Source organism: Nocardioides sp. (assembly GCF_025965415.1).
Taxonomy (GTDB): domain Bacteria; phylum Actinomycetota; class Actinomycetes; order Propionibacteriales; family Nocardioidaceae; genus Nocardioides.
The window spans coordinates 1-12,139 of record NZ_JAOPWY010000158.1 but is presented as its reverse complement, the minus strand read 5'-3'; the positions used below and the strand labels follow the sequence as shown (position 1 = coordinate 12,139).

11 protein-coding genes are annotated in these 12,139 nt (G+C 71.9%); 7 read left to right on the top strand and 4 right to left on the bottom strand.

The window, feature by feature from the left end; translation table 11 throughout:
- Positions 1-76 precede the first annotated feature (76 nt).
- Together ispG and JWN97_RS16215 are read left to right on the top strand one after the other, a co-directional pair.
- Positions 77-1,228 carry a flavodoxin-dependent (E)-4-hydroxy-3-methylbut-2-enyl-diphosphate synthase gene (gene ispG, locus JWN97_RS16220; protein ID WP_297624886.1) on the top strand — a complete coding sequence of 384 codons (1,152 nt, stop codon included), beginning with the start codon at positions 77-79 and terminating at the stop codon, positions 1,226-1,228.
- A 119-nt stretch (positions 1,229-1,347) separates the two neighbouring features.
- Complete coding sequence (locus tag JWN97_RS16215) at positions 1,348-2,199, top strand: GNAT family N-acetyltransferase (RefSeq protein WP_297624883.1); 852 nt, start codon at positions 1,348-1,350, stop codon at positions 2,197-2,199.
- Positions 2,200-2,203: 4 nt separating this feature from the next.
- On the opposite strand, the gene JWN97_RS16210 is transcribed toward JWN97_RS16215, so the two are convergent.
- Positions 2,204-3,166 carry a hypothetical protein gene (locus JWN97_RS16210; protein WP_297624880.1) on the bottom strand — a complete coding sequence of 321 codons (963 nt, stop codon included), beginning with the start codon at positions 3,164-3,166 and terminating at the stop codon, positions 2,204-2,206.
- A 121-nt stretch (positions 3,167-3,287) separates the two neighbouring features.
- Here JWN97_RS16210 and JWN97_RS16205 point away from each other — a divergent pair, with 121 nt between their 5' ends.
- Together JWN97_RS16205 and JWN97_RS16200 are read left to right on the top strand one after the other, a co-directional pair.
- On the top strand, positions 3,288-3,890 hold the full coding sequence (locus JWN97_RS16205) for a sigma-70 family RNA polymerase sigma factor (protein ID WP_297624877.1): 603 nt from the start codon (positions 3,288-3,290) through the stop codon (positions 3,888-3,890).
- Positions 3,887-4,348: a hypothetical protein gene (locus JWN97_RS16200; RefSeq protein ID WP_297624874.1), complete on the top strand. Its 462-nt coding sequence runs from the start codon at positions 3,887-3,889 to the stop codon at positions 4,346-4,348. The genes JWN97_RS16205 and JWN97_RS16200 overlap by 4 nt, the downstream gene beginning before the upstream one ends.
- Positions 4,349-4,351: 3 nt before the next feature.
- Here JWN97_RS16200 and JWN97_RS16195 read toward each other — a convergent pair whose 3' ends face one another.
- Positions 4,352-5,623, bottom strand: a complete 1,272-nt coding sequence (locus JWN97_RS16195) for a S8/S53 family peptidase (protein WP_297624871.1) — start codon at positions 5,621-5,623, stop codon at positions 4,352-4,354.
- 82 nt (positions 5,624-5,705) lie between these two features.
- Between JWN97_RS16195 and JWN97_RS16190 the strand changes: the two genes are divergently transcribed.
- Positions 5,706-8,297, top strand: a complete 2,592-nt coding sequence (locus tag JWN97_RS16190; RefSeq protein ID WP_297624868.1) for a CHAT domain-containing protein — start codon at positions 5,706-5,708, stop codon at positions 8,295-8,297.
- Positions 8,298-8,309: 12 nt separating this feature from the next.
- On the opposite strand, the gene JWN97_RS16185 is transcribed toward JWN97_RS16190, so the two are convergent.
- On the bottom strand, positions 8,310-9,290 hold the full coding sequence (locus JWN97_RS16185; protein ID WP_297624865.1) for a hypothetical protein: 981 nt from the start codon (positions 9,288-9,290) through the stop codon (positions 8,310-8,312).
- Between the two features lie 132 nt (positions 9,291-9,422).
- Between JWN97_RS16185 and JWN97_RS16180 the strand changes: the two genes are divergently transcribed.
- Both JWN97_RS16180 and JWN97_RS16175 read left to right on the top strand, forming a co-directional pair.
- Positions 9,423-11,201 carry a proline--tRNA ligase gene (locus tag JWN97_RS16180; protein WP_297624863.1) on the top strand — a complete coding sequence of 593 codons (1,779 nt, stop codon included), beginning with the start codon at positions 9,423-9,425 and terminating at the stop codon, positions 11,199-11,201.
- Position 11,202: 1 nt separating this feature from the next.
- Positions 11,203-11,748 carry a hypothetical protein gene (locus tag JWN97_RS16175; RefSeq protein WP_297624860.1) on the top strand — a complete coding sequence of 182 codons (546 nt, stop codon included), beginning with the start codon at positions 11,203-11,205 and terminating at the stop codon, positions 11,746-11,748.
- Between the two features lie 182 nt (positions 11,749-11,930).
- On the opposite strand, the gene JWN97_RS16170 is transcribed toward JWN97_RS16175, so the two are convergent.
- Positions 11,931-12,139 (bottom strand): hypothetical protein (locus JWN97_RS16170; protein ID WP_297624857.1); only part of this gene is annotated, 209 nt, incomplete at its 5' end.

Sequence of the window (12,139 nt, the reverse complement as noted above, 5' to 3'; positions counted from 1 at the left end):
GACGTGGGTGGAGCACCGCTGCGGGGGCGGTCCCGCCGACGCGGGCGTACGACGCCCCGGCCCGTACGATGGCGCCATGACGTCTGTCGGCCTTGGCATGCCCGCTCTTCCCCCGCCCGTGCTGGCCCCGCGCCGCAAGACGCGCCAGATCAAGGTGGGCTCCGTGGGTGTCGGGAGCGACTCGCCGATCTCGGTGCAGTCGATGACGACCACGCTGACCTCCGACGTCAACGCGACCCTCCAACAGATCGCCGAGCTCACCGCGACCGGCTGCGACATCGTCCGCGTGGCGTGTCCCAGCCAGGACGACGCCGACGCGCTCGCCGAGATCGCCCAGCACTCGCAGATCCCGGTGATCGCCGACATCCACTTCCAGCCCAAGAACGTCTTCGCGGCCATCGACGCCGGATGTGCGGCGGTCCGGGTCAACCCCGGCAACATCCGCAAGTTCGACGACCAGGTCAAGGAGATCGCGCGCGCCGCCAAGGACCGCGGCACCTCGATCCGGATCGGCGTCAACGCCGGCTCGCTCGACAAGCGGATCCTCGACAAGTACGGCAAGGCCACGCCGGAGGCGCTCGTCGAGTCCGCGGTCTGGGAGGCGAGCCTCTTCGAGGAGCACGACTTCCACGACTTCAAGATCTCGGTCAAGCACAACGACCCCGTCGTCATGGTCCGCGCCTACGAGCTTCTCGCCGAGGCCGGCGACTGGCCGCTGCACCTCGGGGTCACCGAGGCCGGACCCGCCTTCCAGGGCACGATCAAGTCCTCGGTCGCGTTCGGCCACCTGCTCGGCCAGGGCATCGGCGACACCATTCGCGTCTCCCTGAGCGCACCCCCGGTCGAGGAGGTCAAGGTCGGCCTGCAGATCCTGGAGTCGCTCAACCTCAAGCCGCGCCGTCTCGAGATCGTCTCCTGCCCCTCCTGCGGTCGCGCCCAGGTCGACGTCTACAAGCTCGCCGAGGAGGTCACCGCCGGCCTCGACGGGCTCGAGGTGCCGCTGCGCGTCGCCGTCATGGGCTGTGTCGTCAACGGACCCGGCGAGGCCCGGGAGGCCGACCTCGGTGTCGCCTCCGGCAACGGCAAGGGCCAGATCTTCGTCAAGGGCGAGGTCATCAAGACCGTCCCCGAGTCGCAGATCGTCGAGACCCTCATCGAGGAGGCCATGCGCCTCGCCGAGGGGATGGAGCCCCTCGAGGGCAGCGAGCCGGTGGTCAGCGTCAGCTGAGCTGGGCGCGCCGAGCTCTGGCGCATCCCTCGGCCCCGAGGCCTCGGTCAACGTCTCCTGGCCGCGCCCAGTCGGTGGGCCGCTGGTCGCGCCGACCGGCGCAGCCCTAGGCTCGCCGCATGCTGAAGACCCGCGAGCAGGTGCGCGTGCTGGGCCCGGGGGACCGCGACCTGTTCGTCGCGCTCGCCGAGCAGGACCCGGTGGTCAACGTCTTCGCCGACTACCGCGCCCGCCTCACCAACCTCGACGAGCGGTGGCTCGGCGGCCAGGTGTGGGGCCGCTTCGAGGGCGACGAGCTCGTCGCCGGCTGCCACCTCGGTGCCAACCTCGTCCCCGTCCAGTGCACCCCCGACGACGTGGGCGCCTTCGCCGACGTGGCGCTGCGCCGCCGCAGCACCGTCGGCACCATCGTCGGCCCCAGCGACGTCGTGGCGGCCCTGTGGGACGTGGTGCAGCCCCGCTGGTCGCGGCCGCGCGAGTACCGCTCGCGCCAGCCGCACCTGGAGATGGACCACCTCCCGGCGGGGACGCCCGCCGCCGACGTACGGCCGACGACGCCCGCCGACCTCGCCGCGCTCTACCCGGCCTGCGTCGCGATGTACACCGAGGAGGTCGGCGTCTCCCCGGAGAACGACGCCGGCGGAGGCGACCTCTACCGCGCGCGCATCCAGCAGCTCATCGGCCGCGGCTGGTCCTTCGCGAGCTTCGACGACCACGGGGTGGTCTTCAAGGCCGAGGTCGCCTGCGTGACGCCGTACGCCGCCCAGGTGCAGGGCGTGTGGGTGCGCCCGGACCGCCGTGGCCACGGCCTCGGCGTCAGCGGCATGGCCGCCGTGGTCGCGCACGTCCTCGGGTCGGGCATGGCTCCGGTCGTGTCGCTCTACGTCAACGAGTGGAACGCACCCGCCCGCGCCGCCTACGCGCGCGTCGGCTTCCGGCAGACCGCGACCTTCGCCACGCTGATGTTCTGACGCCTCACTCGAGGGGCAGCGGGTCGGACGCCGCCTGGCAGCGCGAGGCGCCGCACCTGACCATCGCCGTGCGGGTCCTGCCCTCGAGACGGAAGCTGATCGCCGTGTCGGACTCGAAGACGATGTCGGTGAAGCGATCGGCCGTCCAGCGGCCGAGCTCGCGGCCCGTCACCGTCCGCATGACGAGCAGCCGGACCTTCCCGAACGACGGATCGACGCGCCGGTCGGTCGTGACCATGCGGCGGCCGTCGGGGGAGAGGGCGACCACGCGGTCGACGCACGACCTCCACATGCGTCGCTGAGGAGTCGAGAGGTGGGCGACGAACGTGCACCGCTCGCCGGGCGCGGTCCACCCTGCGGCGATGTCGTCGTCCAGGCTGCCGACCTGGAGGTGCCACTTGTCCGCGATGACGGTGCGCAGCCGGTCCTTCTTCCAGCTCCACACCATCACCCGGCCGCCGTCGCCGCCGATCAGCATCCGGTTGCCGGAGAGGTCGATGGGGTGCGCGAAGCGGCCGACGTTCGCGTCGACCCAGCTCCGGAAGACCTTCGACGCCAGCCGCTCGCCGTCCTTGATCCGTCGCACGGCGACGACCGTGACCCCGTCGCCCGCGAGGGACGCCGTGGCGTAGAGCCGACCGTCGGGGCTGACGAGGGTGTCCTCGTCGGCACCCGGCAGCCGGCGCTTCGTGCCGTCGTGGCCGACGAAGACGGCGTCGGCGAAGCGCCGGTCACGCACGACGTAGCCGCCGCGGGCCGTGGCGACCAGCACCGGCCTCTTCAGGGGTACGACGACCACGCGGGCGTCGTCGACGATCGTCTTCCCCTCGACGTAGGGCCGGGCGAGGTCCGCGCCACGCGGCAGGGAACCGGGCTGGAGGTCGGCGGCAGCGGCCGGACCGGTGAGCGCGGTCAGGAGCACGGCGGCGAGGAGTGCCGCTCGTCGGAGCCGTCCGGGGTGTCGCATGGGTTCCTCCGAGGTGAGTGCCTGCGACCACCTTGGCGCAGTCGGGAGCCCGACGCGAGAAAAAGTTTCGGCGCGACGTATCAGCACGGCGCGTGCCCCCACCTGTGAAGACATGGGGACAATGGTCACCATGTCAGAGCACCGAAGAGCTGAGGGGCAGCTCGAAGAGTCGCCGTGGGACAAGGCCAGTGGGGCGTTCACGGCGTGGCGCGCAGGGGACGCCACCGCCGTGGATGATCTGGTTTCCGCGATGACGCCGGTGCTCTGGCATGTGGTGAGGGCCTATGGACACGACCGGGAGGCGGCTGAAGATGTCATTCAGGCGACCTGGCTCGGATTCGTGCGCCTCCACCAGACCATTGCCGACCCACAGGCGGTCGCGTCCTGGCTGATCACGTCAGCCAGGCGCGGCGCAGCCGCACACGCCAAGGCGGCACGCCGTGCTGCCCCGGTGGAGGACGAGACGCTGGCTGCCGTGCTTCCCGACGAGGAGTCGGCAGAGGCGGTGGCCGTGCTCGACGACGAGGCGCAGCGGCTGTGGGAAGCCGTGGCGACCCTCGACGAGCGCTGTCGCAAGCTGCTGCGCGTGATCGCCTTCATGGACCGACCCGACTACCACGCACTGAGCCAGGACCTCGACATGCCCGTCGGCAGCATCGGCCCCACCCGGGCCCGCTGCCTGGCCAAGGTGCGCACCGCCCTGACGAGAGGAGGCGAGCGATGACCACCGACGATGACACCCGTCTGCTGGACGACCTGCGGGACATGTGGTGGCTGGCCGATCCGCCGCCAGCAGGGCTGACGGCGACGATGATCGCCACCGTCGCGGGCGCCGACCTCGACCAGGAGTGGGAGCTGCTCGTCCTGGTCCGTGACTCGGCCGACGAGCCGGCCGCCCAGGTCCGCGGGCTCTCGACCGCCCGGATGCTCTACTTCACCGCCGCTGGGGGCTGGTCGCTCGACGCGGAGATCGACGGTGACCAGGTCCGGGGCCAGCTGCTCGACCTCGCCGCGGACCTGGGGTCCGTCGAGATCACCGTGGAGACCACCGACGGCCGGGCCTGGACCACCCTGCTCGACGAGGTCGGCTTCTTCGCGATCGAGGCTGAGCCGACCGGGTCCCTCCGGTTCACGGTCAGGATCGGGGGATCGGTCTCCAGCAGCACCTGGGTCGAGCTCTGACCCCTACTCGTCGATGAGGTCCAGCTCGCGGTGCGGCCCGACCATCGGGTCGGAGTCGTAGCGCGCCGTCGCCAGCACGGCGTCACGCGCGTCTCGCGCGGAGGAGCCAGTCTTCGAGATCTCGCGGGCGATCATCCCGGCCACGAGCGGGGCGGCGAACGACGTACCGCTCCAGCGCGCCATGCCGCTGTCGAACACCCGGACGTCGCCCTTGTTCGGGCTCTCATGGCACACGAAGGTCCCGTCAGGGAACGCGTTGACATGGTTGCGACCGAGCGCGTAGACGTCCGCCGAGACGCCGAAGTTGGAGAAGTCCGACACCCGGCCATCACGGTCGAGCGATCCGACGCCGACGCACCACTCGAATGCGGCCGGCCAGAACGGTGCCGACCACGAGTCGTTGCCGGCGGCGGCCACGAGCACGCAGTCCCGGTGGCGCAGGTGCTTGTGGTGGAAGCGCTCCAGGGCGATCGACGGGTAGTCCATCCGGGTGCGACAGCCGGCGGACATGTTGATCACCTGCGGGTCGTGCTTGAGCGCCTGCTCGAGCTGGACCACCAGGTCGGACTCCAGCACGCCGCCTCCGCCGAGGCCGCCGATGGCGAAGCCCTCGACGAAGACCTTGGTCTCGGGTGCGACGCAGCGCACCACGCCGGCGATGAAGGTGCCGTGTCCGGCGTAGGGACGCAGCTCGGGGTCGTTGAGCTCGTCGTCGCCGGTGACGCCGTCGAGCCAGGGCGTACGCGGATCGGTCCCGGACGGCGGGTTCCACCCGGTGTCGACCACGACCACGCTGACGTCGCAGGACTTCTCGTGCTGGGGCACGCGCGGCGGCCACGGCTCCTTGAGGCCGGTCTCCTCGGGCTCGATGGCGGGGCACAGGCTGCCGCCCCCGGGGGAGACGTGCACCCAGTGATCGGGTGAGGCGGCGCCCGGACGTAGTCCGCCGGCCTCGAGCAGGTCGAGGACCTCGGGCACCGACTGCCCGCCGGGACGCTCGGCCAGCACGTAGCGCGCCAGTTCTCCGTCGAGCAGGCGGACGTCGTCGCGGCGTGGCGGTTCCCCGAGGGTGCCCTTGTCGAGCTGTGCGACCGCACGCTCGAAGTCGTCGACGTCCGCGGCCCGCACCAGCACCCGGTCGGGGTGGTAGACGTAGGTGAAGTCGGCCGGGGCTTCGGTGTCCCAGGCCACCTGGCCGTCGTTGGCCGCGCGGAAGTCGCGCAGCTGGTCAGTGGTGCGTCGTCGTGCGTCGCTGCCGATCTTCCAGTCGCCCATGGTGCGACGCTAGTGCGGTCCAGCCGCACCTGACGAGGGTTTGCCACATCCCGGCGCCGCCTTCGGCAAGGATGGCCCCACCATGGTGACCAGGGTCGACGCCGAGGACGTGCTCCGCACCCTCTTCGCCGACCCCCGGGCTGCACGGATCCGAGCGCAGGATGAGCTCGTCCCTGACCTTGATCCGGTGGTCTCCTCGATCGGTCATCAGGTCATCGGGATCGTGTTGCGCGACCTCGGCGAGACGGAGGAGGCGCTCGACCACCTGCGGACCGCGCTGCGACAGGCGCGCGGGGTGAAGGATGCCGGCCGCGTGGCCGACGTGCAGGCCACCCTGGGTGCCACCCTCGCCCTGTCGGGGCGTACGCGGCAGGGCCTGCGCCAGCTCGACGCCGCGGCCTCGGTCCTCGAAGGCGTGCCCCTGGGGACGGTGCTCGTGCGCCGCGCCTGGGTTTCGATCGTCCTTCTGAACCGGTACGCCGAGAGCCTGACGGACCTGCGGCGGGCGCGAGAGGTGTTCGTCGGCCACAAGGAAGTCGAGTGGGAGGCGCGCGTCCTCAACCTGGAGGGATACGCCCGCGGCGCTCTGGGCGATCTGAGTGGTGCAGAGCGCGCATTCGTCTCGGCGACCGAGCTGCACGAGCAGCTGGGTCACCGCGGGGACGTCGCCGTGACCGTCATGAACATCGGATGGCTGGCGTTCCTGGGCGGAGACCTGCCTCGCACCTTCGACCTGTTCGCGGACTCGGCGGCCCGCTTCGACGCCGTGGGGGTCATCAGTTCTGAGCTCGTCGTCGATCGGTGTCATGCCTACTTGGCCGCGGGTCTGGCTGACGATGCGTGGCAGCTCGTGTCAACGACGCTCAGGGCCCGCCAACTTCAGCCCCGCGAGCGAGCGGACGTACTGGTCGCGGCGGCCGAGGCCGCTCTCGCGGCGGGCGACCCGGAGCTCGCCATGGTCTCTGCTGACGATGCCTCGCGGCTCCTGCGCCGCCAAGGGCGTGACCAACGGAGGCTGCGCGCCGAGATGCTCGCCATCGCAGCTCGGGCCGATGCCCGCCTTGCGCCGGGTCCCCTGGTTGCGCGGTCCCGCCGGCTCATCCAGGCCGCACGTGAGATGCAGGCACCCGAGCTGGTGCAGTCACTCGTGCTCGGAGCCCGGGTGGCTGGCTCGTCGCGCTCTTCGGACGCGTCCGCGCTGCGCGACTCCTGGCTGCACGAAGCCTCGCTGTACCGCAACGACCGGTCGAGCCTGACCAGCGTCGTGGGCTGGCTCGCACTCGCCAGGGGACGAGATCTCCACGCGGACTCGGCCGGCGTCCTGCGTGCCTGTGACAGGGGGCTCGCTGCTCTTGACGACCACCGCACAACGCTGGGGAGCCAGGAGCTGATGGCCTTCTCTTCGGGTCATGGCAAGGAGCTGGCCGAGCTGGGCACTCGCACTGCGCTGGCCTCGGGTGACTCCCGGCGGCTCTTGTGGTGGTCCGAGCGCTGGCGGGCTTCGGCCCTCGCCGTGCCACCGGCCATCCAGGAGCACAGCCCCGACATCGCCGCCGACCTTGCGGCCCTACGTGCCCAGCACCGCCGACTGGCCGAAGCCCGCGCGGAGGGTGCTCCCACCGAGCGTCTCCAGGCCCGCGTCCTCCGGCTGGAGCAGTCGGTGAGGCAACGCCTCTTCCACACGCGCGGCACCGGAGCCAGGGCTACCTCGTTCGACGTCGGCGAGCTGCTGGCCGCACTGGCCGAGGACGACACGGTCCTCGTCGAGCTGGTCGAGGTCGACGGCGAGCTCCATGCACTCGTCGCGGGTCGGGGTCGCGTACGACGCCTCCGCGTCGGGTCTGCGGCCGATGCCACCAAGGCCGTGGACTTCGCGCTGTTCGCCCTCCGGCAGGCGGCCCGCGGCCGTCGTGCCCAGCTGGACCTCGCGGGCGCCCGCCTGCAGCGCGCGCTGCTCGGCAGCGCCCTCGACCACACCGGGGACGACCGTGTGGTCGTATCTGGAACGAGCGCCCTGCAGGGCGTGCCGTGGGGCCTGATGCCCGGCCTCGTGGAGCGCCCGGTGACGAGTACGCCGTCGGCGCGGCTGTGGCTCCGGGCACGGTCCGCGCGGCCCGCGGACGACGACCGGCGGGTGATGCTCGTCGGCCCCGGGCTGGGCAGCGGCGGGGCCGAGGTCCCGGCGGTCGCCGCACAGGATCCGGGGGCCGAGGTGCTCGACGGCGACGACGCGACGGTCGCTGCCGCTCTCGCGGCCCTCGACGGCGCAGCCCTGGCCCACGTCGCGGCCCACGGTCACTTCCGCGAGGACAGTCCGCTCTTCTCCTCGCTCACCCTCGCCGACGGACCGCTGCTGGTGCACGACCTCCAGCGCCTGCGCCGCCCGCCGCACCGGGTCGTGCTGTCGGCGTGCGAGTCCGGCGTCATGGCACCGGTCGGTGACCAGGAGCTGCTCGGCCTGGCGGCGGCCCTGCTGTCGATGGGCACGGCAGGCGTGGTCTCCAGCCTCGCCGAGGTCGACGACGCCGCCACGGTCGAGGTGATGGTGGCCCTGCACGCCAGTCTGCGGGCCGGCGGCGGACTGGGCGACGCCCTGCTGGCCGCGCGGTCGTTGGCCGCCGGAGATCCGGTGCTGACGGCCACCGCCGCGTCGTTCACGGTGCTCGGGATCTGAGGGCCTGACGGATCAGGGCGCCTCGACCTTCACCGGGTCGGTCGCGTTCTCACAGGCGCCGAGCGTGCACCGCACGGTGGCGGACTTGCGCTGGCCGTTGACGTCCAGCAGCAGGGCCGTCGGCGACTCCCACTCCCAGCCGCTGAACCAGTTCGTCGTGTACGTCGCCAGCTTGGTGCCGTCGATCTCGCGCAGGTGGATCTCTCCGGGGCCGAGCCCGTCGGTGAGGATGTGGAAGGTCAGCATCTGCGTGCCGTCGGGGGAGAAGGCCGCCACCCGGTCCCGGCAGGACTTCCAGACCTTCTCGCTCCGGTCGCTGAGCCGCACCAGCTTCGTGCACCCGCCGTCGTACGGGTCCTTGGTGGAGATGCTGAGGAGGTCGTGCTCGATGCTGGCCGCGCCGGCCTGCTTCTTCACCAGCGTCCGCTGGCGCCCGGTGGACGGCTTCCACTGCAGCACGCGCTTCCCTGCGCCGAGGACCACCCGGTCGGCCGCGACGTCGAGCAGGCCGACGTAGGGGCCAGGGCCCTTCTCGCCGAGCAGTGTCCCGTCGGCGGCGCTCGCGGCGTACGTGATCACCTTGCGGCCGCCACTGACGAAGGCCTGCCAGGCGAGGGTGCTGCCGTCGGCCGAGAGGATGACCGTCGAGACGTCGATGTCCCGGAGCACGTCGACGACGGCCCCGTCCGCCTCGACGCGTACGACGCGCCGGTTGCGCTTGCGGTCCACGTTGTTCGTGGCGACCAGCCAGCCGCCGTCGACCTCGCCGACGACGCGCGCCACCCTTCCCGGGAGCTCGACGCGGCGGGTGCCGTCGACGAAGTCGCCGGCGTCGATGTGGGGGACCGCGATGTCGGCACCCCGCGTGAGCTCCTGGGGCTGCAGCTCGACGGTCGGTGCGGCGGCCCGGGCCGGCACGGCGAGCGCCGCGCCGGTGGCGAGGACCGCTGCGAGGACGGCCAGCAGGGCGCGGACCGGTCGGTGGTGGCGCATGGTGTGTCCCCCAGGGAGGTGTGGCGTGGGTGGTGCGGGTGTCGTGGAGGAGACGCCGCCGCCGGAGGATCGGTTGCCTCCGGGCGTCAACTGGTTCGCGGTGCCGAGTGCCACGCACCTATCCTTGCGCCCATGACTGGCCGCCTCCTCCGCATGTCGTCCCTATTCGTGCGCACGCTGCGCGACGACCCCAACGACGCCGAGGTCCCGAGCCACCGCTTGCTGGTGCGCGCCGGCTACATCCGCCGCGCCGCGCCGGGCGTCTACACCTGGCTGCCCCTGGGCCTGCGGGTGCTGCGCAAGATCGAGGCCATCATCCGCGAGGAGATGGACGACATGGGCGCGCAGGAGCTGTCGTTCCCCGCGATCCTGCCCAAGGAGCCCTACGAGGCGACCGGTCGCTGGAAGGACTACGGCCCCAACATCTTCCGGCTCCAGGACCGCAAGGGCGCCGACTACCTCCTCGGCCCCACGCACGAGGAGATGTTCACCCTCGTGGTGAAGGACCTCTACTCCTCCTACAAGGACCTGCCCCTCTCGATCTACCAGATCCAGAACAAGTACCGCGACGAGGCGCGACCCCGCGCCGGGCTCCTGCGTGGTCGCGAGTTCGTGATGAAGGACTCCTACTCCTTCGACATCGACGACGCCGGCCTCGAGCGCTCCTACCAGCTGCACCGCGACGCCTACATCCGGATCTTCGACCGCCTCGGCTTCGACTACGTCATCGTCAAGGCCACGTCCGGCGCGATGGGGGGCTCGGCCAGCGAGGAGTTCCTCGCCAAGGCCGAGGTCGGCGAGGACACCTACGTCCGCTGCACGCACTGCGACTACGCCGCCAACGTCGAGGCCGTCACAGTCCGCGCGCCCGAGACGGTGCCGTACGACGACGCTCCCGCAGCGCACGCCGAGGACACCCCCGGCACGCCCACCATCGACTCCCTGGTCGACCACCTCAACGCCTCCTTCCCCCGCGACGACCGCCCCTGGACGGCCGGCGACACCATCAAGAACGTGCTCGTCGTCCTCAAGCACCCCGACGGCACGCGCGAGCCGCTCGCCATCGGCGTGCCCGGCGACCGCGAGGTCGACCAGAAGCGCCTCGAGGGCCAGCTCGAGCCCATCGAGGTCGAGGCCATGGGCGAGGCGGAGCTCGCCGGCCACCCCGCGCTCGTCAAGGGCTACATCGGCCCGGAGGTGCTCGGCGAGGAGTCCAAGTCGGGCATCCGCTACCTCGTCGACCCTCGCGTGGTCGAGGGCACCCGCTGGGTGACCGGCGCCAACGTCCCCGGCGCCCACGTGATCGACCTCGTCGTCGGTCGCGACTTCACGCCCGACGGCACGATCGAGGCCGCCGACGTGCGCGACGGCGACGCCTGCCCCAACTGCGACGCGGGCACGCTCGAGTCCGCCCGCGGCGTCGAGATGGGCCACATCTTCCAGCTCGGCCGGAAGTACGCCGAGGCGCTGGGCCTCAAGGTCCTCGACGAGAACGGCAAGCTCGTCACGGTCACCATGGGCTCCTACGGCATCGGTCCCTCGCGCGCCGTGGCCGCGATCGCCGAGGGCACCCTCGACGAGATCGGCCTGTGCTGGCCCCGCAACGTCGCGCCCGCCGACGTCCACGTGGTCGCCGCCGGCAAGGAGGAGGCGATCCACACCGCCGCCGCGTCGATCGCCACCGACCTCGCCGCCCGCGGCCTCGACGTCCTGCTCGACGACCGCACCGGCAAGATCAGCCCCGGGGTGAAGTTCAAGGACGCCGAGCTCATCGGCGTGCCGACGATCATCACGGTCGGCCGCGGCCTGGCCGACGGCACCGTCGAGGTGCGCGACCGGCGCTCCGACGCGCGCGAGGAGATCCCGGTCGGCGACGCGGCGGCGTACGTCGCGGAGCTCGTCAGGGCCTGAGATGACGGGCGGATCCTGGCGCGACCACCTCGCCTCGATCCGCCCCGACGCCGGCTACGGCGTGTGGCCCATCGCCTGGGGCTCGCTCCCCACCACTCGGCACGCGGTCCGCGAGTCCTACCTCTTCGAGCGCCCGCTCGACGAGGTCGTCACGCTGTGCGCCGAGGCCCCCGCGGTGGCGTACGCCCTGGGGACGCCCACGGGCACCGCTGTCACCTGGTCCACGGACAGCCGCTCCTGGGGTCCCGACGCCAGACGAGCAGCTCGAGCTCGCGGCCGCGCACCAGTGGCAGAGCCCGGCGCCTGGTGGCCGGCCGACCGCGCCTGGGCGACGTCCAACGACACCGACCTCGACTCCACCCTGGTCGGCAGGACGCGGGCGATGGTCGACGACCTGCTCGCCGACGACCGCCTCGAGGTGCTGCCGTGGCCGACGGACGGCTCCCTGTGGTCGGACGCCGACTCGACGGCCCCGTCCTGCATCTTTGTGCGTTGCAACAACATGCAAGTGCGTTTTTGTTACCCCCGCGTGGAATCGAATGCATGATTGTGCATGTGGCCCCGCCACCCCCACAGGAGGGGCCACACAGGGTGATGCTGACCAACCCCACATGCGGTCCGCGTCCTCGGCCATTGGGAAGGATCTCGGGACTTTCCCAATGGTTGAGGCCGCGGGCCGCTTCCCTGTTTCAAGGGGTGCGCCGCGGCCAGCCGCCCGCTCGGTCTCGTTCAGTCCAACTCGGGCGCGCCCGGCCACGCCTGGGGCGCTCCGCCCAGCTCGAGCTGCCAGGTGGCCGACCAGATCGCCTCACCGACGGCCCACTCGCGCACGGTGCCCGACGACTGGGCGACCAGGGCGGCGAGCCGCGCCACGCTCGCCACCTCGAGGGCGAGCGCGGCGGCCTGCACCTGGGGGCCGCGCAGCGGCTGCCCGGCCA

Excerpts from the sequence above, each read along its gene's own strand:
- ispG (WP_297624886.1), top strand. The coding sequence starts at position 77 with ATGACGTCTGTCGGCCTTGGCATGCCCGCTCTTCCCCCGCCCGTGCTG.
- JWN97_RS16215 (WP_297624883.1), top strand. The coding sequence starts at position 1,348 with ATGCTGAAGACCCGCGAGCAGGTGCGCGTGCTGGGCCCGGGGGACCGC.
- JWN97_RS16210 (WP_297624880.1), bottom strand. The coding sequence starts at position 3,166 with ATGCGACACCCCGGACGGCTCCGACGAGCGGCACTCCTCGCCGCCGTG.
- JWN97_RS16205 (WP_297624877.1), top strand. The coding sequence starts at position 3,288 with ATGGTCACCATGTCAGAGCACCGAAGAGCTGAGGGGCAGCTCGAAGAG.
- JWN97_RS16200 (WP_297624874.1), top strand. The coding sequence starts at position 3,887 with ATGACCACCGACGATGACACCCGTCTGCTGGACGACCTGCGGGACATG.
- JWN97_RS16195 (WP_297624871.1), bottom strand. The coding sequence starts at position 5,623 with ATGGGCGACTGGAAGATCGGCAGCGACGCACGACGACGCACCACTGAC.
- JWN97_RS16190 (WP_297624868.1), top strand. The coding sequence starts at position 5,706 with ATGGTGACCAGGGTCGACGCCGAGGACGTGCTCCGCACCCTCTTCGCC.
- JWN97_RS16185 (WP_297624865.1), bottom strand. The coding sequence starts at position 9,290 with ATGCGCCACCACCGACCGGTCCGCGCCCTGCTGGCCGTCCTCGCAGCG.
- JWN97_RS16180 (WP_297624863.1), top strand. The coding sequence starts at position 9,423 with ATGACTGGCCGCCTCCTCCGCATGTCGTCCCTATTCGTGCGCACGCTG.
- JWN97_RS16175 (WP_297624860.1), top strand. The coding sequence starts at position 11,203 with ATGACGGGCGGATCCTGGCGCGACCACCTCGCCTCGATCCGCCCCGAC.